The 21,264-nt window shown below is 63.9% G+C and carries 21 protein-coding genes; 6 read left to right on the top strand and 15 right to left on the bottom strand.

Annotated features, from left to right (window positions below):
* From ACN9MZ_RS13920 to ACN9MZ_RS13905, 4 genes are read right to left on the bottom strand one after another with little or no spacing between them, the layout of a single operon-like run.
* The gene (locus tag ACN9MZ_RS13920) at positions 1-1,272 is read right to left on the bottom strand and encodes an FAD-dependent oxidoreductase (RefSeq protein ID WP_426342683.1); all 1,272 of its coding nucleotides are present in this window, start codon (positions 1,270-1,272) and stop codon (positions 1-3) included.
* Positions 1,269-1,511 carry a 2Fe-2S iron-sulfur cluster-binding protein gene (locus ACN9MZ_RS13915; RefSeq protein ID WP_426342682.1) on the bottom strand — a complete coding sequence of 81 codons (243 nt, stop codon included), beginning with the start codon at positions 1,509-1,511 and terminating at the stop codon, positions 1,269-1,271. Before ACN9MZ_RS13915 ends, ACN9MZ_RS13920 begins: the two co-directional genes overlap by 4 nt.
* Positions 1,504-2,625 (bottom strand): NAD(P)/FAD-dependent oxidoreductase, encoded by a 1,122-nt coding sequence (locus ACN9MZ_RS13910; protein ID WP_426342902.1) that lies wholly within the window; start codon positions 2,623-2,625, stop codon positions 1,504-1,506. Before ACN9MZ_RS13910 ends, ACN9MZ_RS13915 begins: the two co-directional genes overlap by 8 nt.
* A 2-nt stretch (positions 2,626-2,627) precedes the next feature.
* Positions 2,628-3,572 (bottom strand): 4-hydroxyproline epimerase, encoded by a 945-nt coding sequence (locus ACN9MZ_RS13905; RefSeq protein WP_426342901.1) that lies wholly within the window; start codon positions 3,570-3,572, stop codon positions 2,628-2,630.
* Positions 3,573-3,673: 101 nt separating this feature from the next.
* Between ACN9MZ_RS13905 and ACN9MZ_RS13900 the strand changes: the two genes are divergently transcribed.
* The 3 genes from ACN9MZ_RS13900 to gudD all read left to right on the top strand — a co-directional run bounded on the left by ACN9MZ_RS13900 (position 3,674) and on the right by gudD (position 7,287).
* A complete protein-coding gene (locus ACN9MZ_RS13900; RefSeq protein ID WP_426342681.1) occupies positions 3,674-4,432 on the top strand; it encodes a PAS domain-containing protein in 759 nt (252 codons plus the stop codon).
* Positions 4,433-4,550: 118 nt separating this feature from the next.
* Positions 4,551-5,912: an MFS transporter gene (locus ACN9MZ_RS13895; protein ID WP_426342680.1), complete on the top strand. Its 1,362-nt coding sequence runs from the start codon at positions 4,551-4,553 to the stop codon at positions 5,910-5,912.
* Between the two features lie 34 nt (positions 5,913-5,946).
* A complete protein-coding gene (gene gudD, locus ACN9MZ_RS13890; protein WP_426342679.1) occupies positions 5,947-7,287 on the top strand; it encodes a glucarate dehydratase in 1,341 nt (446 codons plus the stop codon).
* Between the two features lie 12 nt (positions 7,288-7,299).
* Here gudD and ACN9MZ_RS13885 read toward each other — a convergent pair whose 3' ends face one another.
* The 7 genes from ACN9MZ_RS13885 to ACN9MZ_RS13855 are packed head-to-tail and all read right to left on the bottom strand — an operon-like array spanning position 7,300 to position 12,303.
* The gene (locus tag ACN9MZ_RS13885; RefSeq protein WP_426342678.1) at positions 7,300-8,187 is read right to left on the bottom strand and encodes a LysR family transcriptional regulator; all 888 of its coding nucleotides are present in this window, start codon (positions 8,185-8,187) and stop codon (positions 7,300-7,302) included.
* A gap of 22 nt (positions 8,188-8,209) precedes the next feature.
* Positions 8,210-8,809, bottom strand: coding sequence for a glutathione S-transferase family protein (locus ACN9MZ_RS13880; protein ID WP_426342677.1), 600 nt, complete (start codon positions 8,807-8,809; stop codon positions 8,210-8,212).
* Position 8,810: 1 nt separating this feature from the next.
* Positions 8,811-9,539 (bottom strand): ABC transporter ATP-binding protein, encoded by a 729-nt coding sequence (locus tag ACN9MZ_RS13875; RefSeq protein WP_426342676.1) that lies wholly within the window; start codon positions 9,537-9,539, stop codon positions 8,811-8,813.
* The gene (locus ACN9MZ_RS13870; RefSeq protein WP_426342675.1) at positions 9,529-10,287 is read right to left on the bottom strand and encodes an ABC transporter permease; all 759 of its coding nucleotides are present in this window, start codon (positions 10,285-10,287) and stop codon (positions 9,529-9,531) included. Before ACN9MZ_RS13870 ends, ACN9MZ_RS13875 begins: the two co-directional genes overlap by 11 nt.
* A complete protein-coding gene (locus ACN9MZ_RS13865; protein WP_426342674.1) occupies positions 10,275-10,712 on the bottom strand; it encodes a cupredoxin domain-containing protein in 438 nt (145 codons plus the stop codon). The genes ACN9MZ_RS13870 and ACN9MZ_RS13865 overlap by 13 nt, the downstream gene beginning before the upstream one ends.
* Positions 10,709-11,290, bottom strand: coding sequence for an SCO family protein (locus tag ACN9MZ_RS13860; protein ID WP_426342673.1), 582 nt, complete (start codon positions 11,288-11,290; stop codon positions 10,709-10,711). The genes ACN9MZ_RS13865 and ACN9MZ_RS13860 overlap by 4 nt, the downstream gene beginning before the upstream one ends.
* On the bottom strand, positions 11,287-12,303 hold the full coding sequence (locus ACN9MZ_RS13855; RefSeq protein WP_426342672.1) for an ABC transporter substrate-binding protein: 1,017 nt from the start codon (positions 12,301-12,303) through the stop codon (positions 11,287-11,289). The genes ACN9MZ_RS13860 and ACN9MZ_RS13855 overlap by 4 nt, the downstream gene beginning before the upstream one ends.
* A 99-nt stretch (positions 12,304-12,402) precedes the next feature.
* Here ACN9MZ_RS13855 and ACN9MZ_RS13850 point away from each other — a divergent pair, with 99 nt between their 5' ends.
* Both ACN9MZ_RS13850 and ACN9MZ_RS13845 read left to right on the top strand, forming a co-directional pair.
* Positions 12,403-12,846, top strand: a complete 444-nt coding sequence (locus ACN9MZ_RS13850; RefSeq protein ID WP_426342671.1) for a universal stress protein — start codon at positions 12,403-12,405, stop codon at positions 12,844-12,846.
* Positions 12,847-13,058: 212 nt separating this feature from the next.
* Complete coding sequence (locus tag ACN9MZ_RS13845) at positions 13,059-15,470, top strand: CehA/McbA family metallohydrolase (RefSeq protein WP_426342670.1); 2,412 nt, start codon at positions 13,059-13,061, stop codon at positions 15,468-15,470.
* A 6-nt stretch (positions 15,471-15,476) separates the two neighbouring features.
* Here ACN9MZ_RS13845 and ACN9MZ_RS13840 read toward each other — a convergent pair whose 3' ends face one another.
* Positions 15,477-16,340 (bottom strand): GlxA family transcriptional regulator, encoded by an 864-nt coding sequence (locus ACN9MZ_RS13840; RefSeq protein WP_426342669.1) that lies wholly within the window; start codon positions 16,338-16,340, stop codon positions 15,477-15,479.
* On the opposite strand from ACN9MZ_RS13840, the gene ACN9MZ_RS13835 reads away from it, so the two are divergent.
* Positions 16,339-16,473 carry a hypothetical protein gene (locus ACN9MZ_RS13835; RefSeq protein ID WP_426342668.1) on the top strand — a complete coding sequence of 45 codons (135 nt, stop codon included), beginning with the start codon at positions 16,339-16,341 and terminating at the stop codon, positions 16,471-16,473. The two genes, ACN9MZ_RS13840 and ACN9MZ_RS13835, sit on opposite strands and share 2 nt — an antisense overlap.
* Here ACN9MZ_RS13835 and ACN9MZ_RS13830 read toward each other — a convergent pair whose 3' ends face one another.
* The 3 genes from ACN9MZ_RS13830 to ACN9MZ_RS13820 form a co-directional block, all read right to left on the bottom strand.
* On the bottom strand, positions 16,474-17,208 hold the full coding sequence (locus tag ACN9MZ_RS13830) for a substrate-binding periplasmic protein (RefSeq protein ID WP_426342667.1): 735 nt from the start codon (positions 17,206-17,208) through the stop codon (positions 16,474-16,476).
* A 27-nt stretch (positions 17,209-17,235) separates the two neighbouring features.
* On the bottom strand, positions 17,236-19,425 hold the full coding sequence (locus ACN9MZ_RS13825; protein ID WP_426342666.1) for an NHL repeat-containing protein: 2,190 nt from the start codon (positions 19,423-19,425) through the stop codon (positions 17,236-17,238).
* Positions 19,426-19,546: 121 nt separating this feature from the next.
* Positions 19,547-21,259, bottom strand: a complete 1,713-nt coding sequence (locus ACN9MZ_RS13820) for a ShlB/FhaC/HecB family hemolysin secretion/activation protein (protein ID WP_426342665.1) — start codon at positions 21,257-21,259, stop codon at positions 19,547-19,549.
* Between the last annotated feature and the right edge of the window lie 5 nt (positions 21,260-21,264).

Here is a 21,264-nt window from a genome sequence, read left to right as displayed (position 1 = left end):
TCAAGTCTCCTTGTGAGGTTCGAGGGTGATAATGCTGCCGGCACGTGCCGGCGAGATCGGTGTACGCACGGCGTCCGGACGCCATCCATACAGGAAATCGGTTGCGTTGCCGCAGATACGGCCCTGGCAAGGGCCCATGCCGCAGCGGGTTTGCAGCTTGGCGCTGCGCCAGTTCGGCTGCCCGCGGAGTTCGTCGTGGCAGACGTCTTCGCAGCGGCAGACAATGGTGTCGGGTTGCGCCAGCGTGCGCAGTTCTTCACGCGGGGCGAAGGTGCGCGCCAGCCGGGCTGCAAAGCCCTGCCATTGGGTGCGCTCGGTGAAGAGCTCCGGCGTCACGCCCTCGCCGCAGGCGGCCAGGCCTGCAATGCGGCCTTCGACCAGCGCCAGGTCCACGCCGCCGACACCGGTGCCCTCGCCCGCGCAGAGCACACTCGGCACGGAGGTGCGTTGCCAGGGGTCGGTCTTCACCGCGCCTTGTTCGATGGCGCAACCGAGTGCGCGCGCCAGCTCGGTGTTTGGCAGCAGGCCATAACCGCAGGCGAGATAGTCGCAGTCGATATCGAGCCTTGCCCCCTTGCGCTGGACTTGTACGGATGTCACTTGCACGTCGCCCATTGCGCTCGTCACGTAGCTGTTGGCGTAGTACGGAATGCCGCGCAGGACCGCGCCAAGCCTGACGGCTTGCACCGCCTTTGACGGCGTCAGCGCCAGGCCTGCGGCAAAGCGCGCCAGGGCCGGGAAACCCGCTTGTTCAACAATGGCGGCGACAAACGCACCGCGCTCCTTCAAGGTCGCAGCGACGGCCAGCAGCAGTGGGCCGGTGCCGGCAACGACCACGCGTTTGCCTTGCACGGGGTAGCCGCCTTTTGCCAGCGCTTGCAGGCCGCCGGCGCCGGTGACGCCGGGAAGCGTCCAGCCCGGAAACGGCAGCAGCAATTCGCGGGCTCCCGTAGCGAGGATCAGTTGGTTGTAGCGGATCGTGCCGGCACGCTCGGCATCCTGCAACAGCAGTTCGCCGGGGCGGGTCTGCATCAGCACGCGGGTGCCGGGCAGGAAGCTCACGTTGCTTGCAGACTCCAGGGCCTGCCAGAGCCGGCGCGCGCGCTGGTCCTGCTGCCTGGCCGGACCGCCGCGCCAGATCTGGCCGCCCGCCAGCGGATTGTCGTCGATGATGGCGATGCGGCGCGCGCCGTCCGCGACGGCGGCTGCGTGGGCTGCGGCCAGGCCGGCCGGGCCGGCGCCTACGATCAGGATGTCAAAGAGTTGCGTCATGCCGAGGCTCCCGTCTGCACGTCCATGCCCGAGCGACAGAGCGTCTGGCAGGACAGCACATGCGCCCGGCCGTTGATCGTCACGCGGCATTCCTGGCAAATGCCCATGCCGCACAGGGGTGCGCGCAATTGCCCGCTGACCGAGCGCCGCGTCACGCCTGCAATGGCGGCGGCAACGGTGGTGCCGGCGGCAACGGTTGCGCCATGGCCGTCGATCGTCAAATGGATGGAATCAGCCATAGGCCCTCCCCTGCGGATTGAAACGGCTCGGCATGTAAGGACGCGCATCGATCCCCGCCTGGCCGCCTGTCATTTGCGCGACCAGCAATTCCGCTGTCGCAAGCGAGGTCGTGATGCCAAGCCCTTCGTGGCCGGTGGCCAGCCATACATTGCGGCGCGAGGGATCGGGGCCGATCAGCGGCAAGCCATCCGGCGTCGCTGCACGCAAGCCGGTCCAGCAGCGCAGGATGTTCAGCCCTGCCAGCGCCGGCGTGTATTCGACTGCCCTGGCCAGCATGCGCGCCATCATTGCCGGTTCCGCCGCCAGGTCGGTGGTATCGAACTGCCGCGAGGAGCCGATCAGCACCTGCCCGGTAGGACGCGGCTGCAGGTTGAATGCCACCGATTCGCCTTCCGATGCATGCGCGCTCTTGATATAGCCAAGCTCCACCAGTTGATGGCGTACAAATCCCGGATAGCGGTCGGTAATCATGACGTGGCCCTTCTTGGGCCGCAGCGGCAGGTCCGGCGCCAGCGCCAGGCAGCGCGTGCCCGCCGCCAGCACCACCCGCCCCGCAGACAATCGCGAGCCGTCCGCCAGCAGGACGCCGTCGTCGTCCAGCGCGACGGCCTCGCCCATGTTCAGGGATGCGCCTCGCGCGACCGCCCGAGCCAGCAGGATGCGTGCGCTCTTGGGTGGATACACCAGCCCGTCGCCCGGCACCAGCAAGCCGCCGGCCAGGTGAGGCCGCAGGTTCGGCTCAAGGCGATACAAGTCCTGGGCGCCGATCACGTCGCACTCCAGCCCGTGGGCCCGCATGGTGACTGCCTTGGCGCGCGCCGCGTCGAGTTCTTCGTCGTCGGCTGCGACCCAGATGGTGCCGCAGCGGCTGTATTCGTGACGCTGCGGCTGGCCTTCCACCAGTTCCTTCCAGAGTTCCAGCGAATGGGCGCTCAGGGCCAGTTCCGCCGCGTTGTCGTCCATCGCCACCAGGTGTCCCATGCCGGCTGCCGTCGCGCCGCTGCCGACCGCATCGCGTTCGACCACGGTCACGCGCAGGCCGCGCGCCGACAGGGCATCGGCGCAAGCGGCGCCGATAATCCCCGCGCCGACGATCAGGACGTCCGGTGTCATGCTCAACGAATGCCCCAGACAAATGGGTCGCTCGGGTCCAGCACAAGAGTCGATGTGGCGTTCACCCAGGCCTTGCCCCGAATGCTGGGCAGCACGCGCTCGCCATCGCGGCGATACGATGCTTCAAACACGCTGCCAACGATGCTTTCCTGGCGCCAGACTTCGCCTTCCGCCAGTTTGCCGTCCGCCGCCAGGCAGGCCAGCTTGGCGCTGGTGCCGGTACCGCAGGGCGAGCGGTCGTAGGCATTGCCTGGGCAAAGCACGAAGTTCTGGCTGTCGCCCAAACCGCTGCGGGAATCGGCAAACAGTTCGACGTGGTCGATCAGCGCGCCGTTGTCGCCTGTGACGCCCTGGGCTTCCAGCGCATCCTTGATCGCCGTAGTGTAGGCCGACAGTTCGCGCACATTGCCCAGTTCCAGGCGCCTGCCATGGCCGGACACCAGGAAGAACCAGTTGCCGCCCCAGGCGATATCGCCGCGCACCACGCCGTAACCCGGCACGTCGACCGGCACGCCGGTCGCCTTGCGCCACGCCGGCACATTGTTCACGGTCACGCTGCCGTCTTCATGCAGTTGCGCCTCCACCACGCCCACCGGCGTATCGATGCGGTGCACGCCCGGGCTCAGGCGGCCCATGTAGGCCAGCGACGCCACCAGTCCTATGGTGCCATGGCCGCACATGCCAAGGTAGCCGACGTTGTTGAAGAAGATGACGCCTGCTGCACAATCCGGCGCATGCGGCTGGCACAGCAGCGCACCCACCAGCACATCCGAACCGCGTGGTTCGCACACCACGCCGGAACGGAAACCGTCATGCTCTTCGCGGAAGCGGGCCAGGCGCTCATTGAGGGGACCGGTGCCCAGGTCAGGGCCGCCGTCAATCACCAGGCGGGTCGGTTCGCCGCCGGTGTGGGAATCGATAATGGCTATGGTTTTCATGCTTGCCATCATATGCCTTCCCATCGTGCCCGTCTTGCATCGCCCGGCCGCCGATGATGACGAAATCCGCACAATCGTGTAAAAATGGACAAAACCAGCAGGAGGGCACCATGACAGTACATATTTTGCAGAGCGCCGCGCGCAGCGACCTGGGCGCCAGGATCGGCGATGTCTTCTTCGCCGAGCCCCTGTTCGATGCCTTGCCGGACGTGGTGTTCTTCGTCAAGGACCGCGCCGGGCGCTACGTGGTGGTGAACCAGACGCTGGCCCGCCGCTGCGGGATGAAGGACAAGGCCGGGCTGCTGGGAAAGACTGCAAACGAGGTGTTTGCCGCGCCGCTCGGCCAACGCTTCCAGGCCCAGGACCGGTGCGTGCTGGATGAAGGCATGCAGATCGAGGACCAGCTGGAACTGCACCTCTATCCCAACCGTGATCCTGGCTGGTGCCTGACCCAAAAGCGCCCCCTGCGCGATGCCCACGGGGCGATTATCGGACTGGCCGGGGTGTCGCGCGACCTGGCCATGGCCGACCACAAGAATCCTGCCTACCACAAGGTTGCCGATGCGGTCCGGCTGATCCACGACAAATATGGCGAGACCCTGACCCTGCCCCAGTTGGCGCGCACCGCCAACATGTCGGTTGCGCAGATCGAGCGCTACTTCGAGCGCATCTTCCACCTGACGCCACGCCAGATGATCATCAAGACCCGCCTCGACGCCGCATCACGCATGCTGGCGGGGAACGCCAGCGTGTCCGACATCGCCCAGGCCTGCGGCTACGCCGACCACAGCGCCTTCACGCGCCAGTTCCGCGCCACGGTCGGCGTGACGCCAAGCGAATACCGGCTGCTGCTGCGGAACGACAGCTGACCTTCCATACGAGGCGCAATCAATTCAATTCCTGAATTGATGCATACACTCTTTGGTTTGATGCGGTATTGATCCCCACCTATGATCGACTCCATAACACATCAGACATGGAGACCGTATGAAGAATGATGCAGCGATCCCCCTGGCGGCCGGCGCCGCCCGCGTCCAGACCCGCACGCGCTGGACAATCCTCGCCATGCTGTTCGCCATCACGACCATCAACTACGCCGACCGCGCCACCATCTCCATCGCCGGCCCGGAAATCAAGAAGGAACTGGGGCTGTCGGCAGTCCAGATGGGCTTCATTTTCTCGGCCTTTGCCTGGTCCTACGTGGTGGCGCAGCTGCCCGGAGGCTGGCTGCTCGACCGCTTCGGCTCGAAGATCACTTACTTTTTCAGCATCTTCCTGTGGTCGGCCTTCACGCTGTTTACTGGCGCCGCCGGCTTCTTTGCCGGCGGCGCAGCGGTAGCCGCCCTGTTCACGCTGCGCATGCTGGTCGGCGCGGCGGAGGCACCCTCCTTCCCCGGCAACAGCCGCATCGCGTCGGCCTGGTTCCCGACGCACGAACGGGGACTGGCGGCGGCGGTCTTCAACTCGGCGCAATATTTTGCAACCGTGCTGTTTGCCCCGATCATGGGCTGGCTGGTGCACAGCTACGGCTGGCACTGCGTGTTCTACGTGATGGGCGGCCTTGGCATCGTGATGGCCTTCGTCTGGCTGAAGACCATTCACGGCCCGAAAGACCATCCCGGCATCAACGCCGACGAACTGCGCTACATCCAGGAAGGCGGCGCGCTGGTCGACCTGGAAAGCGGAAACCGCAGCGAGCAGGCAACAGCCGTGAACACTTTCGCCTGCATCAGGGAACTACTGTCGAACCGCATGCTGCTGGGCGTCTACGTCGGCCAGTACTGCATCACCACCCTCACCTACTTCTTCCTCACCTGGTTCCCTGTCTACCTGGTGCAGGAACGCCATATGACCATTTTGAAGGCAGGCTTTGTCGCCTCGCTGCCCGCGATTGCCGGCTTCCTCGGCGGTATCTTCGGCGGCTGGCTGTCAGACCGCCTGGCCAAGGCCGGCTATTCGCTGTCGGTGTCGCGCAAGGTACCGATCGTGTTCGGCATGCTGATGTCGATGAGCATGATCGCCTGTAACTACCTGCAGGCCGACACCCTGGTCGTTGCCGTGATGTCGCTGGCCTTCTTCGGCAAAGGCGTCGGCGCCCTGGGCTGGGCCGTCGTATCGGACACCTCGCCGAAGGAGGCTGGTGGCCTGAGCGGCGCCCTGTTCAACACTTTTGGCAATACCGCCGGCATCACGACGCCCATCGTGATCGGCTACATCGTCGAAGCCACCGGCTCCTTTGCCGGCGCCCTGGTCTTCGTCGGCGCCAACGCGGCGCTGGCCATTGCCTGCTACCTGTTCGTCGTGGGTGACATCAAGCGCGTCAAGCTGGTGTCCTCGCTGAACCAATGATCCACCCCTTCCATTCAAACCGCACCCTGACATCATGAACAACACCGTCACCAACGCCCCGATTGTCACCAGCCTGCGCGTCGTGCCTGTCGCCGGCCAGGACAGCATGCTGCTGAACCTGAGCGGCGCCCATGGCCCCTGGTTCACCCGCAATATCGTCATCCTGACCGACAACGCCGGCAATACCGGCCTGGGCGAAGTTCCCGGCGGCGAAAAGATCCGCCAGACGATCGAGGACGCGCGTCCGCTGGTCGTCGGGAAAACGCTGGGGGAGTTCAACAACGTGCTCAATGCGATGCGCCGGGCCTTCGCCGACCGCGATAGCGGCGGGCGCGGCAATCAGACCTTCGACCTGCGCACCACCATCCACGCCGTGACCGCCGTCGAATCGGCCTTGCTTGACCTGCTCGGCCAGTTCCTCAACGCCCCCGTCGCTGCGCTGCTGGGCGACGGCATCCAGCGCCAGTCGGTCGACATGCTGGGCTACCTGTTCTACGTCGGCGACCGCGGCAAAACAAGCCTGGCCTATCGCAGCGAGCCCGATGCCGGCGACGCCTGGTTGCGCTTGCGCAACGAGGAAGCCCTGACACCGGCGGCCGTGGTTCGCCTGTGCGAGGCCGCGCGCGAGCGTTATGGCTTCAACGACTTCAAGTTGAAAGGCGGTGTGCTATCGGCCGACGAAGAGATGGAGGCGATCGTCGCCATGCACGAACGTTTCCCCGATGCTCGCATCACGCTCGACCCGAACGGCGCCTGGTCGCTGAAGGAAGCTGTGCGCGTCTGTCGCGACAAGCATGGCATCCTGGCCTATGCCGAAGACCCATGCGGCGCCGAGGACGGCTTCTCGGGACGCGAAGTCATGGCTGAATTCCGCCGCGCCACCGGCCTGCCGACCGCCACCAACATGATCGCCACCGACTTCCGCCAGATGGCCCATTCGCTGCAATTGCAGTCGGTCGACATCCCGCTGGCCGATCCGCACTTCTGGACCATGCAGGGATCGGTGCGCGTGGCCCAGTTGTGCCAGATGTTCGATCTGACCTGGGGTTCGCATTCGAACAACCATTTCGACATTTCGCTGGCAATGTTCACCCACGTGGGCGCCGCTGCGCCAGGCAAGGTGACCGCCATTGACACCCACTGGATCTGGCAGGATGGGCAACGCATCACCAGGGAACCACTGAAGATCCAGGGCGGCAAGGTGCAGTTGCCCTCGCGGCCCGGCCTGGGCATCGCACTGGACGAAGCGGAGCTGGAAAAGGCGCACCAGGCTTACAGGAACATGGGACTGGGAGCACGCGACGACGCCGTCGCCATGCAGTTCCTGGTGCCAGGCTGGAAGTTCGACAACAAGCGGCCTTGCCTGGCGCGCTAAGCCAGGCGCGCATCAGCGGGCGCCCGGAAAGCCGGGCAGGATTTCCTTGATGAACAGCTGCAGGATAGGATTGTCGTTATCGCGCCGGTAAGTGCAGACAGTACTTACCGGTTCGGTTTTCATCCTGCGCAGCACCACGCCGTCGAAATGCAGGCGCGCGCAGGCTTCCGATACCAGGGCCGCCCCGATACCGGCGCTGACCAGCGCCAGCATGGTATGCACCTGCCCGATATGTTCGACCACATCCGGCACCACGCCTTCACGTTCGAAGCGGCTGGTCAGCATCTGGTAGAAGGGACGCGCTTCGTGCGGCGAGTACATGATGAATGGCCGCTGGTGCAGGCAGGCCAGGGTCGGTTCCTGCGGCCAGCGGCCGGCCTCGTTGGCAGGAAGCGCCAGCAACAGCCCTTCCTGCGCGATCGGCAGGCTTACCAGCTCGCCATGCAGGGCCAGGGGCCGCATCAGGGCAAGATCGAGCTGGCCGGCGTCCAGCGCTTCCACTTGTGCTGTGCTGACCAACTCCTTCAGCGTGAGCGCCAGTTCAGGCGTCCTTTCGCGCAAGCGGCGCACCACCTCCGGCAGCAGCGCATATCCCGATGCCGAGGTGAAGCCGATGGCAAGGCTGCCCTGCTCTCCCTTTGCCACGCGGCGCGCCATCAGCCCAGCTTCTTCCGCCAGCCGGATGATGCGTACCGCCTCCGGTAGGAAAGCCTTGCCGGCCGCCGTCAACCGTACCACGCGGCTGCTGCGGTCCAGCAATTGCACGCCCACGCTATGTTCGAGGAGCTGGACCTGCCGGCTTAACGGCGGTTGCGTCATGTTCAGCCGTTCGGCAGCGCGGCTGAAATGCAATTCCTCTGCGACCGCAATAAAGCAGCGCAGCTGGCTGATTTCAAACACGGTTCAACATCCTCCGCCGCAACTAGGCCACGCCGTTCCGGCCGAATTCACGGTAGGCCGGACGTTCAAGCAGTCGTTCGACATAGGCGGCGACTGCCGGGTAATCCGGGCGTTCGATGGGCGTCATCAGCCAGCGGTTCAGGGACAGGCCGAGCACAATATCGGCCAGCGTAAATTGCGCGCCGGCGGCATAAGGCCCGCCTGCGGCCAAATGGCGGTCCAGGATGCCGATGTTGCGGTTCCAGGCGGCAGCGCTGGCCGCGACTTGCGCCGGATCGGCAAACGCCGGGCTTTGGCGCACCAGGGCCATGAAGGCGTAGCGCCAGGATGCATTCAGGTCGGTGGCCTGCCAGTCCATCCATTGCTCGACGCGGGCGCGCGCGGGCGGATCAGCGGGCAACAAGTCGTGACGGCCAGCTTTGCCGCACAGGTAGCGGCAAATACTGTTCGACTCCCACAGCACAAAGTCGCCATCCACCAGCACCGGCACCAGGCCGTTCGGATTCAGCGCGGCATGTTCCGGCTGCCATTCGATCCGCTCGTATGCTAAGCCGGTTTCCGCCAGCGTCCACAGGACCTTGCGCACATTGATACTCGTCGGTTTTCCAATCAGCTTCAGCATGTCATAACCCCAGTTGGGAGAGAATCTGTTCCTTCAGTTGTTGCAGTTCAGGCGTCGACAGCTTGCGCGGGTGCGGCTGCTCTACCTTGAAGCTGGCCTGGATACGGGTCGGGCGCGGCGACAGCACGAGGATGCGGTCGGCGAGGTAGATGGCTTCTTCCACGTCGTGCGTGATCAGCAGCACGGTATGGCGCTCCTCGGACAGCACGCGCAGCAGCTCGTTGCGCATCTTGAGGTTCATCAGCGCGTCCAGTGCGGAGAATGGCTCGTCCATGTACAGGATTTCCGGCTTCACCACCAGCGCGCGGGCGATCTCGGCGCGCTTTAGCATACCGCCGGACAGCTCGTGCGGATAAGCGTTCTCGAAGCCTTTCAGCCCGACCATCTCGGCATAGTGATCTGCCAGCGCCGCCTTGTCGCCATGATTGTCGCCATTCAGGCCGAACATCAGGTTCTGCTGCACCGTCAGCCACGGGAATACGGAACCATGCTGGGAAATCACGATTCCCTTGGGGCTGGGTTTGGTGATCGGCTTGCCGTCGATGGCCACCGAGCCGCCATCCGGATGCTCGAAACCGGCCACGATCTTCATCAGCGTCGACTTGCCGCAGCCGGAAGGCCCGACAATCGCCACGAACTCGCCGTCGGCAACGGAAAAATCGACGCCATCGACCACCGGCAGCGCATTGAACTTCTTCCTGATCCTGTTGACGGAAATCTTAGCGTCCATAGCGCCACCTTACGACCTTGAGTTTTTCCAGCAGGCGCATGATGCCGTCCAGCGCCAGTCCAATCAGTCCGATGATGATCATGCCTGCGATGACCAGGTCATAGCGGTTGCCCGCATTGCGCGAATCGATGATCAGGTAGCCAAGCCCGGAACGCAGCGCGATCATCTCCGCCGCCACCACCACCAGCCAGGCCACGCCGAGCGAAATGCGCATGCCGACGATAATTTCCGGCAGCACGGCCGGCACAATCACCTGCCTGAACAATTTGGAACGCGATACGCCAAAGTTTTCCGCCGCGCGCAGGTAGCGCTTCTCGATCGTATGCACGCCCGCCGCCGTCTGCACGATCATCGGAAACACGGCAGCGATGAAGATCAGGAAGACCGGCGAGGCATTGCCCACGCCAAACCACAGGATCGCGACCGGAATCCAGGCAATCGGCGAGATCGGCCGCAGGATCTGGAACACCGGGTTCAGCGTGCGGAAGGCGCCATCGACGCGTCCCATCCACAAGCCCATCGGCACCGCAACCAGGATCGCCAGCGAGAAGCCCATGCCTACCCGCATCAGCGAGGCGCCGATGTGTTCCCACAGGCTGCCGTCTTCCACCAGCTCCATGGTGCCGCTGACCACCTGCGCGGGCGTCGGGAAAATCAGGCTCTCGGTGGCGACTACCACGTACCACCAGATGGCGACAATCGCCACCAGCACCGCCAGCGGCGGCCATATCTTGTTCAGTCTCTCCATGGGGCTTTGGCTAACAAGGTTTGAAGGCGCCATTGCAGCCGTTGCCAACCGGCCAGCGGCGTGGGCTTGACCACGACCGTCATCTGGCCGCTGGCATGGGCGGTGCAGGCGAAGGGATGTTCACCTGCCTGCTCGAACGGCAGGCGGAAGTCCTGGCCCGGCATGATCAGCACGGGACCGAAAATCTGGGGCACGGTATCGCTGTTGCGCAGCAGGAGCACGTCGTTTACGCCAAGTAGCAGCGTGATGGTGTCGGGCAGGATCTCAGCCTTCTCCCCCGCCATGCGACGCGCCCAGGTTCCCTTGGGGATTTCGAACAGGGCATCGCGCGAAGCTGGATGGATCGGAGCATACGCGGACCAGGCAAGCGCGCCGGCAACAGCGGCCGCCAGCAACAGCGCAATGACAGGCAGCCGGCGCTTCATTGCTCCCTGGCCAGCAGGGTCACGTCATGCACGATGTCGTCGATCGGGCGGCCGAACGGCATCAGCGCGCGCAGCCTGCCTTGCGGGTCGATGAAATACAGGTAGGAAGAATGCCCCATCGTGTATTCAGTCTTGCTGCCTTCGACCTTCTTCTTCGTCGCCGAGATGCCGTAGGCCTTGCGGATGGCGGCCATCTGCTCCTCGCTGCCGGTCAGGCCGATGAAGCTCTTGTCGAACTGCTCGAGGTAGGCTTTGAGCGTTGCTGGAGTGTCGCGCTGAGGGTCCACGGTGACAAACACCACTTGCAGCCTGTCGCCCATGGGGCCGAGGCGTTCGCGGGCCTGTTTCAGCAGGGCCAGCGAAACCGGGCAGACGTCGGCGCAGCTCGTATAGCCGAATTCCAGCACCACCACCTTGCCGCGAAATTTGTCGAGCGCGAAGTCCTTGCCGTCCACGGCTTTCTGCGCGATCTGCGGCGCCAAGCGGGGAGGATCGAAGGTCCCCGATTTGAGCTGGCCGGCGGCGTGCGCAACACCGGCAGCGGTCAATGACAGCGCTAACAGGAATGGCCGGATCATAGGGCAATGCTCACCGGCTTGATGGACTTGACGAAGCTCTCGTCCACATAAGTCTCAAAGGCCACCGGGCGTTTCAGCGTGCCGGCTTCGATGGACAGCTTCATCAGCTCATCGAATTCGGCGCGGATCATGCGCAGGTCGCCGTAGGTCACGCGGTCGGCCGGGTTGTCCATCACGAACTGGATCACTTTCGGGTCCTGGTTGAAGAACTTGCGGGTGGAGGCAATCCTGGCTGCCTTGGCACGGTTGACGGGCGTGGCATCGAGCCAGTTGCCGGCTGCCTGCACGTGGTTCACCAGGTCCTGCACCAGCGGGCGGTTGGACTTGATCAGCTCCTCGCGAACGGTCAGCACGCAGCAGATATAGTTGCGCCACTCATCGCGCGTCATCGACAGCGGACGGGCATAGCCGGCTTTCTGCGCAGCCGCGCCAAAAGGCTCGCCGGTGCAGTAGGCATCCACTGCGTTGGCGTACAGCGCCGCCGGCATGTCTGGCGGCGCCATTTCGATGATCTGCACATCTTTAGGCGTCATGTTCTCGCGCGCGAGCATCTTGCGCAGGAACAGGTAATCCACCGCAAAACGGCTGGGGATCGCGATGCGCTTGCCGCGCAGGTCGGCAAAGCGCTTGTGCGCCGAATCGGTGCGCACCATGATCACGGCGCCGGAGCGATGGCCGAGCGAGACCACTTTGAGCGGGATCTTCCTGTCGGCCAGGTCCATCACCAGCGGCGCCAGCATGTAGGCCGCCTGGATCCGGCCCGTCATCAGCGATTCCTTGATCTCCGGCCAGCCGCTGTACTTGCTGAATTCGAAGGCCCCGCCGCGCGCGCTGCAGGCGATTGGCAAGGTCAGGTTGCAGGTGACCGGCAAGCCGCCCACCACCAGCGGATCGGCCGCCTGCGCCAGCGACGGCAGCATGGCGCCGCCCAACCCCAGCGCTGGGAACGCCAACGCGCCGCCCAGCAACTGGCGGCGGCGCAAGAAGTGTTCATGTTCAATCAAGGTTGACATTCGAACATTCTAGCACTGGCCAGAAACTTGACCCAGGTCATGGTTGGAATCGGTACCAATATGCAGACTGGAAGCAACAATCCACCCCTGGAGCAAGCCATGTTCAAGCACATTCTGTTCCCTACCGACGGTTCGCCGGCCTCCGGCGCCGCCCTGCATTCGGCCATCAAGTTTGCGCAGGATGCCGGCGCGCGCGTGACAGCGCTGCACGTGATCCCGGAATTCCACATCTTCACCTACCACCCCGACATGCTGGAAGACACGCGCGGTGTCTACCTGAAGGACAGCGAAGTCCACTCAAGCGCCGTGCTGGACGAAGTATCGAGGGTCGCCAGCGACTACAACGTGCCATGCGACGTGGTGCAGCGCCGCTCCGACCAGCCCTACGAAACCATTGTCGCCACCGCCATCGACTACGGCTGCGACATGATCGCGATGGCGACCCACGGCTACAAAGGCGTGAAAGGCATGCTGCTGGGGAGCGAGACGCACCGCGTGCTGCTTAACACACCGGTGCCGGTGCTGGTGTTCCGGCCCCAGTAAACTGAGGCAAAAACGCCACAAGTTGCCAAGAGATTTATGACGCCCCCGTCATATAAGGCTTTCAAATCCGGACAAATCACCAGAATTGTTCAAAGTGGGACAATTCAAACCGGTATATAAGGCCTGCGTCTTAATCGCAAAGCTTTTCCGTATTTGTCGCCGCTCCCGTGCTGCCGCATATTCTCGCGCATTATCACAGCACGGGGAAAACCATGACTTTCGCATTTCGCAAACTTGCGATGGCCGCCGCACTGGCCGCCATCGGCACCGCCCAGGCCTCCACCGCCGACCACCACGAGTTCGAAGCCACGCTGCACGCGCCTTACCGCGCTGTCGCCGGCGCCAATGAAGCGCGCAGCTTCAAGCTCGATTTCAGCTACCCTGACGTCAAGGGCGCCCAGTCCGTGAGCTGGGTGCTGGAAGTCGTCGCGCCGAACGGCAGCGTGGTGGAGCGCTGGACCGGCGTCGAACGCCTGCAGGACAAGCCAGTCACCGTCAACGTCGAATGGGCCGGCCGCAACCGCCGTAACGCCCTGCCGAACGGCATCTACAAGGCCCGCCTGCGCGCCATCTCCGAAGACGCGCAGCGCGGCCTGGCCTCCGGCGCCGACGCAGTACTGCGCCGCATCGCAGGCCATGAAGGCGAAATCCACGACCAGGAATGGGAAATCGCCATCGGCCAGCAGCCGCAGGCCAAGCCTTCCACTGCGCCAAGCCTGATGTCCATCGCCGCAGCACCGTCGTCCCTGCCCTATACGGTCTACTTCGGCAATATGCACAGCCAGACCAATCACAGCGACGGCGGCGGCGACCTGTCCGCCTGCACCGGCGCACAAAACCCGCAATCGGCTGCCTACGGACCGACCGACGCCTTCAACTACGCGAAGAACAAGGGCCTGGACTTCCTGATGGCCTCCGAACATAACCACATGTACGACGGTTCGGACTCCACCAACACTTCCGCCGACCCGGCCACGGCCAAGGCCCTGTACCAGGCCGGCCTGTCGGAAGCGGCCAGCTTCAACAGCGCCAACCCGAACTTCCTGGCGATCTACGGCATGGAATGGGGCGTCATCAACAACGGCGGCCACATGAACATCCTGAACTCGAACGAGCTGCTGGGCTGGGAGAGCAACAGCTCCGGCCAACTGATCGCCGACACCTACACCGCCAAGAACGACTACGCCAGCCTGTACACCCTGATGCGCCAGCGCGGCTGGCTGGGCCAGTTCAACCACCCGTCGTCCAGCGGCCAGTTCCTGGTCAACAGCGTGCCGCTTGGCTACACCGCTGACGGCGACGAAGCGATGGCGTTGTGCGAAGTGATGAATACTTCCGCCTTCTCCACCAACACCACCGAAACCGAAACAAGTCGCAGCAATTACGAGGGCGCCTGCAAGAAGGCGCTGGAAGCCGGCTTCCACGTCGCCTTCAGCACCGACCAGGACAACCATTGCGCCAACTGGGGCGCTTCCTACACCAACCGCACCGGCGTGCTGATCCCGAACGGCACCGCGCTGAGCACGGCCAGCTTCATGGACGCGATCCGCGCCCGCCGTGTCTTTGCGACCATGGACAAGACTTCGCAACTGGTGCTGACCGCCAACGGCCACGTCATGGGCGAGCGCTTTACCAACAGCGGGCCGCTGAACCTGGTGGCGAACTTCACCAGCAGCTCCGGCAAGACCGTATCGACCTCGGAATTCTATGAAGGCGTCCCGGGCCGCAACGGCAGCGTCACCCTGCTCGCCTCCAGCGCCAACACCACCATCACCCCGACCGACGGCGCCCACTTCTACTACGCCAAAGTCACCCAGGACGACGGCAACATCCTGTGGTCGGCGCCGGTCTGGGTGACGCAGCAGGGTTCCACCGGCGGCGACACCGTGGCGCCGACCGTCAGCGCTTCGAGCAGCGGCAGCAGCGGCACCATCACCTTCAACGCCACGGCCACCGACAACGTGGGCGTGACCAAGGTCGAGTTCTACGTGGACGGCGCGCTGAAAGGCAGCGACACCGCTTCGCCATGGTCGTATGCCTTCAACTCCACCGGCGTGAGCAACGGCACCCACGTGCTGACTGCCAAGGCCTTCGACGCCGCCAGTAACAATGCGACGTCTTCGGCGGTCAGCTTCAGCGTGAACAACACCACCACCACGCAACAACTGATGCTGAACAGCGGTTTTGAATCGGGCAGCACCAGCTGGAGCGCGAGCAGCGGCGTGATTACCAACGATTCGTCCGTCTCGGCCCACGCCGGCACCTGGAAAGCCTGGATGAACGGCTACGGCAGCGCCCACACGGACACGCTGTACCAGCAAGTGAGCATCCCATCGACCGCCACCAGCGCCACCCTGGGCTTCTGGCTGAAGATCACTTCCGACGAAACGACCACGACCCAGGCCTACGACACGCTGAAGGTCCAGGTGCGCAACAGCAGCGGTACCGTGCTGGCAACGCTGGCAACCTACTCCAACCTGAACAAGGGTTCGAGCTACGTGCAGCGCACCTTCGACATGAGCGCGTACAAAGGCCAGACCGTGCGCGTCTACTTCGAAGGCGTGGAAGGCTCCACCGTCGCCACGTCCTTCATCGTGGACGACGTGACGCTGAACGTGCAGTAATCCTGCTCAGTTGCGAATCTCGCGCAGGCCCTTGCCAAGCTTGCGCCGCAACAGCGTGCGCAATGTGACGCCGTCGCGATAACCCACCTGCTCGGCGATGCGATCGACATTCTGGTCGCTGGTCTTGAGCAGGTGGACTGCACGTTCGATGCGCAGATCCTGCACATAATTCACGGGCGTCTTGCCCAACACCTCCTGCAGGCGCCGCGCCAGCGTGCGCTTGCTGGTTGCCAGCGCTGCTGCTGCCGCCTCCAGCTTGAATCCCTCCGCCAGGTGTTGTCTCACCCAACGGTCGAAACCCGCGACCAGCGGATCGGCATTGGCCAGGTGGTCGGAAATCACATAGGCCGACTGCGCCGGCCGTGCATCCACCACCAGGTAACGCGCCACCATTGCCGCAAGTTCCGGACTCGCTTGCCGGATCAGGGCCAGCGACATGTCCAGGTGGCTGAGCGCCGCGCCCGCCGTGATGAAATGTCCCGATGCCACCACCATGCGCTGCGCATCCAGCCGCACCAGCGGATACCGCTGGCGGAACATGGGCGTCAGCCACCAGGTCGTCGTTGCTTCCTCGCCATCCAGCAGGCCGCTTTCGGCCAGCACAAAGGTGCCGATGCAGGCGGCTGCAATGCGCACGCCCTGCCCGGCCAGTGCACGCAGCGCGTCGCCGGCATCAGCCACTTCCGCCGACGACAAGGCAGCCTGCAGCGGCACAGGCATCTTGTGCCCGATAGCGGGCAGGATCAGCAGGTCCGGCACAGGCGCCGATGCCAAAGGCTGCACCGGCAACTGCATGCCCTGGGTGCTGCACACCGCAGGGCGGATGCCAGCCAGTGTCGCATTGAAGACCGGCTGCGGCGCTTCCAGCATGGGCGCAAGCTCATTTCGCCAGAGCCACCTGAACGGCCCGATCGCACAAGCCCCGATGGCGCAAGCGCCGGAGTTGTTCGCCACCCCGCCCAGCATCGAGCCGATCGAGGTGCTCGGCCAGAAAGCCGCGTAATTACTGGTCGTCCGAGGAGACGAAGTTGTACTTCTTCTTCAACTCCTCCACTTCCACCTTGTTTGACTGCATGAAGCGGCGGAATTCCTCCACCACCTTCGGATATTTGTGCGAAGACAGGTACCACTGGCCGGAAGCATGCGGCAAGTCCGGGTCGTACAGCACCGGCACTTGCGGCAGCTTGCGAATCTTGGTCCAGTAATGGCGGGCGATGCGCGTGTTCATGTAGGCGCCGTCGACGCGCCGCATGATCAGCTTTTCGTACAGGGCATCGTAGTCGGCAGTCTCCTCGATGCGCAGCGAGCCGGCCGACATCAGTTGCTGGTAAGGATAAGGCGTGAAGCCAAGCGGAATGCCGAGCGTTTTCAGGCGGCCCACGCCCTTGCCAAGATTTTCAGGCCGGACCAGCACGCCGTCGGTAAATTCCAGTACCGGCGCGTAGCTGATTTTCAGTTCCTTCTTCATCTCCACCACCCAGTTCGGGTTGTCCGGAAACGACAGGTCGACCTGGCCGTCGACGAACAGGCGGTCGCGCCGCTTCAGGGGATACGATTCGTAGGTAAAGGTGTAACCCATGTGACGGGCGAAGGCATCGAGGATGTCCTTGCCCAAGCCGCCGTACACGCCGTTCTTCACCTCCGAATACGGCAGCCAGTTCTTGTAATCCTCAACGCCTACGGAGAAGATTGTCTTGTCGGCCGCCTGTGCGGCGCCTGCCAGCAGCAACCCGGCCAACAACCCTCTCCACATGGCGCACCCCCGTCATTCAAGCTGGTAGGCGTAGATGTTGACGACGTTAAACGTGGTGTCGGGCACGTACACGCGCCGGTCGCGCGCGTAGATGAAGAACGGCATCCAGACGCCGCCTACTTCGGGATACTTCTTGAATACAAGCTCTCCCGTTACGTATTCTAGCGTGTCCTCGCCAATGCGGAAGATCTTCAGCGCACGGTTTACCAAATCGTTGACAATCAGGTGTCCCTCCTGGTCCACGCACAGGCTGGCCGGCAGGTAAAACTTGTCGGCATCCTTTTCCAGGTCGTCGCAATAGCCCGCGCGGCCATAGCTCCACAGGCTGTTGCCCTGCCGGTCGAAGACACGGATGCAGTTGTTGAATTGGTCGCACACGAAGACGCGGTCCTGGGCATCGATCGCCACGTCGCAAGGAGCAAAGCTGGCCAGCGGCTCGCCGTCCTCCACCCACTGGAAATTCCTGACGAAGGAAACCAGCCCGGAAGGCTGCAACTGCCACATCGAGATGCGGTTGTTCAGCGAGTCGGCGATATAGATTTCGCCATGGCTGTTCACTTCCAGTCCCTGCGGCGCCTTCAGCGTTCCGTTGCCGCCCAGGCCCTCGCGCCCGAACGGCAGGCCATAGTTCAGCAGGTGCCCGCCCGGCCCGAACTGGAACATCGATACCGTGCAGGCGTTGAAGTTGGTGACAAAGACCAGCGGCGTGCCGGGACAGATTTGCCCGAGCAGCGGCTGCGAAGTGTAATACACCGCCATCGCCAGGCCGCCCGGCATGAAGAAGCCGCGCATCATGTCCTGCAATTGCGCGATCGGGTCGGCCGAGGTGTTGAAGGTCTTCATGCACCAGTTGCCCGAATCGATGTTATAGGACGATGTGGCAGCCCCCGCCAGCGGATCGAGGCGCGCATGATGCTTCAGCTGGTCGTACCAGTATTTGTAAATATTGGCCGTGGCGCTGGCCCAGCTATCGACCCAGTTCGATTGCGGCAAGGTGCCGCTGCCTTCGCGCTTGGGGTCGACCCCGATCACCGCCGTCATGCAATTGAATTGGGAGGTGACGGCCTTTGCCGCCTGGTTGTCGCGCCGGTGGCCGACGGCATCGAGCAGGATCGCATCCTGGTCGCCGCCGTCGCGATCGGGCGCGATGCGCATCTTCAGCACCGTGGATGCAAACGGCTCGGTCACATAGTAGACGTTGGCGTCGGCCGCGGCGCAGATCTGGTATGGGCCGACGAAGACAGCATCTTCCAGCGAACCGTACACCAGGTCGGAAATCGAATGGGCAGCTTGCGGCTTGTGGTTCCACAGCGGCAGCATGCCCTCGACCACCGTCAGCAGCTTGCCGTCGGTATCGTAGACCGTGATCGAATCCTCCACCTGGCCCGGCACGAAGATGCGGTCATTGATCACGCACACCGAGCGCATGACGTTGAACTTCCCGATGCCGGCGGGGTTGCCGAAACTGTGCAGCAGCGACGTCTCGCCGGGACATTGCACGCGTTCGTCCTTGATCGGCCAGGCGGTATCGATCTTCAGCACTTCGTAGTGACCGGTGTTGGCCAGGTACAGGTTGCCGCGCGAGTCCGACGCCAGGCCCTGTGGCCACAGCAGGTCATGCACGCTGTTGGCATCGTCGATAGTGCGGAACTGCAGCACGAATTTGCCCTCCGGCGTGAACTTGACGCAGCGGCTGCGGTCATCGCCTGCGGTGTGGAAGAATTCATCGCACACGTAGACAAAGTGTTCGCCGCCGGCCTCCTTCACGAAGGCGATGCCGTTCGGATCGCTCAGTGGCACGAAACCCTTGCCGTTGATGCCATCGGCCGCGTCGCCGAAGGCGAACTGGAAGTCGACCGAGTGCTCGTCGTATTCGAATACCACGATGCGGCCATTGCCCATATCGGTGCAATACATCAGGTCCTGTTCCGGATGCGGGCAAAGATGGAAAGGCATCAGCAGGCGCCGCGCCTGTTCGCTGCCCTCGCCCGGCGTGTCGATCACGTGCAACAGCGTGTTCAGGTCGGCGGTGAACACCAGCACGCGGCTGTTGCCGGTATCGCACACCCAGACATGGTCGTAATGATCGCGCGCTATGCCGACCGGGGAATTCATGGTGAAGTCGTCCGGCAGTTCGCCGCGCGCCGTGGTGCCCGGCATGACGAGCTCACCGTAGTGCGTAATATGATGAAATTTGCTCATGGCCATCCCTGCCTGTTTATGGAGCATTCCAGTATCCGGGCCGCCCGGAAAATAGGCAACATCGGCAGGAAAGCCCTTAACGGCAAGGACGGCGGGCTATCAAATCACTAGGAGAGTGGATTCAAAATGGTACGGTAGCGGTGAACCAGGCGCGCACTTTCGATGACTTGCCATCGGCATCTTCTCCCTTTGCCCCCGGCGCCGGGTTACGGCCGATCTTGCGCGCCACCTGCAGCTGCAGCACGGTACCGTTCACGCCGCGCCAGTTCGCCCCCAGCCCCGCACCTTTCAGGGTGTAGCTGTTGTCCGGCCCGTTTTCGGCCAGCGCGCCAGCATACAGGCCCTTGTTCAGCCGCACACGGCCAACGTCCACGAAGGCCGACAGGTCGGTGCGCAGCTGCTGCAATTCGTAGTGCAGTTCCGTGGCCAACAGGTGTCCTTCGTCGCCACTGGCCTCGCCTGCCGGATAAGCGCGCACGCGTCCCGGGCCACCCAGCGAAATCTTCTCGCCCGATTCCAGGTTGCGCGACGCGAACTGCCCGCTGGCGTTCAGCAGCAAGCCGAAGTTGCCGGCCAGGCGCTGGAAACGCCCGAGCGAATAAGCCAGGTGGGAAAAGCGGCCCTCCGTGCGGGCGCCGCCGGCATCGGCGGCGGCCGACGCGGCGTTGCCGCCGAGATCCAGGTGGCCCAGGCTGAGTTCCAGGCTGGCCTGGGTCATGGCGTCCTGCTCCTGGCGGCTGAAAGTCACTGCCATCGGCAGTACTTTCACATGCTTGTCGCTGCTCTGCACACCATTGGCAAAGTTCTCGTAACGCTTGTCGTCATAGCCGGTGCGCAGCTGGACATTGGTGCTGCGGCTGCGCAGCAGCGGATAGGTGGCGATCAGTTGCGCTACCGACGCCGTGCCGTGCGCGTCCAGCGCCTTGAAGTCCTCGCCCAGCTTGTAGCGCATGCGCGAGAAGGCGGCGCCTGCCTGCAGGCCCTTGAAGCCCATCGGCGCCACATAGCCTGCGCGGCCATAGCGAAAGCCGTCGCCGGCAGTGGAGGCGAGCAGCGACAACTGGCCGCCATGGCCGCCCAGGTCGTTCAATGCAGCGTTGCCGGTCAAGCGCGTAGCGCCGGTATAGCGATTGCTGGAATTGTCCAGGCTCAGGGAGCCGCTGGCCAGCGGTCCTTCGCTCAATTGCACGGCCAGGTCCGACTCGCCGAGGCCCTGTCCCTGGCTCAACTCGGCGCGCGCGCCCATGCCAGGCAAATCCTGCGTCAGCAGCAGGGCGCGCTCGAGGCGCTGCTCCTGCACCGGCTGGCCTGGCGGCACCAAGGCATCGAGGTAGCGCCGCGCGATCTCCGGCCGCAGGCGTACAGCGCCGTCCGGCACCAGGCGCAACCGAGAAATCCTTCCTTCCAGCACCTGGATGGTTACCTCGCCATCGCCGACTTCCTGCGCCGGCAGGACTGCGCTGGCGATGAAATAGCCGTGCGTGCGGTAATGGTTCGTCACGGCGTTGCAAGCCTGCTGCAATTCGGCGAAGCTCAGTTCACGCCCGGTAAACGGGGCAAGGACGCGCTGCAACTCGGACGGATCGAAAGCACTTGCCCCTTGCAGCGTAAAGCGCCGCACCATCACTTTCTGCGCACCTTGCAGGGCAAGGCCCGGCACGGGGGCCGCATCCGGCACCACTTTTCCGGTCGCCGACGGCTGGCGCACCAGGGCCGGTGGCCGGTTCTGTCCGAGGATGCGGCCAGCGTCCGGCAAGCCTTGCGACTGCGCCAATGCGAGGGCCGGGGCGCCGAGGATGGCAAGCGCCAGGCTGTTCTTGGTATGTTTCTGCACTTCTT

The sequence above is a fragment of the Pseudoduganella sp. S-14 genome, assembly GCF_049913285.1.
In the GTDB taxonomy this organism is placed as follows: Bacteria; Pseudomonadota; Gammaproteobacteria; order Burkholderiales; family Burkholderiaceae_D; genus Rugamonas.
Note: the sequence above shows the minus strand (reverse complement) of the source record. Positions and strands in the feature narration are given on the sequence as shown.

Excerpts from the sequence above, each read along its gene's own strand:
- ACN9MZ_RS13840 (WP_426342669.1), bottom strand. The coding sequence starts at position 16,340 with ATGCTGGAAGCGCCGCAGCCGGTCTTCAATGCGACACTGGCTGGCATC.
- ACN9MZ_RS13915 (WP_426342682.1), bottom strand. The coding sequence starts at position 1,511 with ATGGCTGATTCCATCCATTTGACGATCGACGGCCATGGCGCAACCGTT.
- ACN9MZ_RS13825 (WP_426342666.1), bottom strand. The coding sequence starts at position 19,425 with ATGAGCAAATTTCATCATATTACGCACTACGGTGAGCTCGTCATGCCG.
- ACN9MZ_RS13850 (WP_426342671.1), top strand. The coding sequence starts at position 12,403 with ATGTTCAAGCACATTCTGTTCCCTACCGACGGTTCGCCGGCCTCCGGC.
- ACN9MZ_RS13900 (WP_426342681.1), top strand. The coding sequence starts at position 3,674 with ATGACAGTACATATTTTGCAGAGCGCCGCGCGCAGCGACCTGGGCGCC.
- ACN9MZ_RS13895 (WP_426342680.1), top strand. The coding sequence starts at position 4,551 with ATGAAGAATGATGCAGCGATCCCCCTGGCGGCCGGCGCCGCCCGCGTC.
- ACN9MZ_RS13865 (WP_426342674.1), bottom strand. The coding sequence starts at position 10,712 with ATGAAGCGCCGGCTGCCTGTCATTGCGCTGTTGCTGGCGGCCGCTGTT.
- ACN9MZ_RS13905 (WP_426342901.1), bottom strand. The coding sequence starts at position 3,572 with ATGGCAAGCATGAAAACCATAGCCATTATCGATTCCCACACCGGCGGC.
- ACN9MZ_RS13870 (WP_426342675.1), bottom strand. The coding sequence starts at position 10,287 with ATGGAGAGACTGAACAAGATATGGCCGCCGCTGGCGGTGCTGGTGGCG.
- ACN9MZ_RS13845 (WP_426342670.1), top strand. The coding sequence starts at position 13,059 with ATGACTTTCGCATTTCGCAAACTTGCGATGGCCGCCGCACTGGCCGCC.
- ACN9MZ_RS13880 (WP_426342677.1), bottom strand. The coding sequence starts at position 8,809 with ATGCTGAAGCTGATTGGAAAACCGACGAGTATCAATGTGCGCAAGGTC.
- ACN9MZ_RS13860 (WP_426342673.1), bottom strand. The coding sequence starts at position 11,290 with ATGATCCGGCCATTCCTGTTAGCGCTGTCATTGACCGCTGCCGGTGTT.
- ACN9MZ_RS13920 (WP_426342683.1), bottom strand. The coding sequence starts at position 1,272 with ATGACGCAACTCTTTGACATCCTGATCGTAGGCGCCGGCCCGGCCGGC.
- gudD (WP_426342679.1), top strand. The coding sequence starts at position 5,947 with ATGAACAACACCGTCACCAACGCCCCGATTGTCACCAGCCTGCGCGTC.
- ACN9MZ_RS13835 (WP_426342668.1), top strand. The coding sequence starts at position 16,339 with ATGGGCGCAAGCTCATTTCGCCAGAGCCACCTGAACGGCCCGATCGCA.
- ACN9MZ_RS13910 (WP_426342902.1), bottom strand. The coding sequence starts at position 2,625 with ATGACACCGGACGTCCTGATCGTCGGCGCGGGGATTATCGGCGCCGCT.
- ACN9MZ_RS13855 (WP_426342672.1), bottom strand. The coding sequence starts at position 12,303 with ATGTCAACCTTGATTGAACATGAACACTTCTTGCGCCGCCGCCAGTTG.
- ACN9MZ_RS13875 (WP_426342676.1), bottom strand. The coding sequence starts at position 9,539 with ATGGACGCTAAGATTTCCGTCAACAGGATCAGGAAGAAGTTCAATGCG.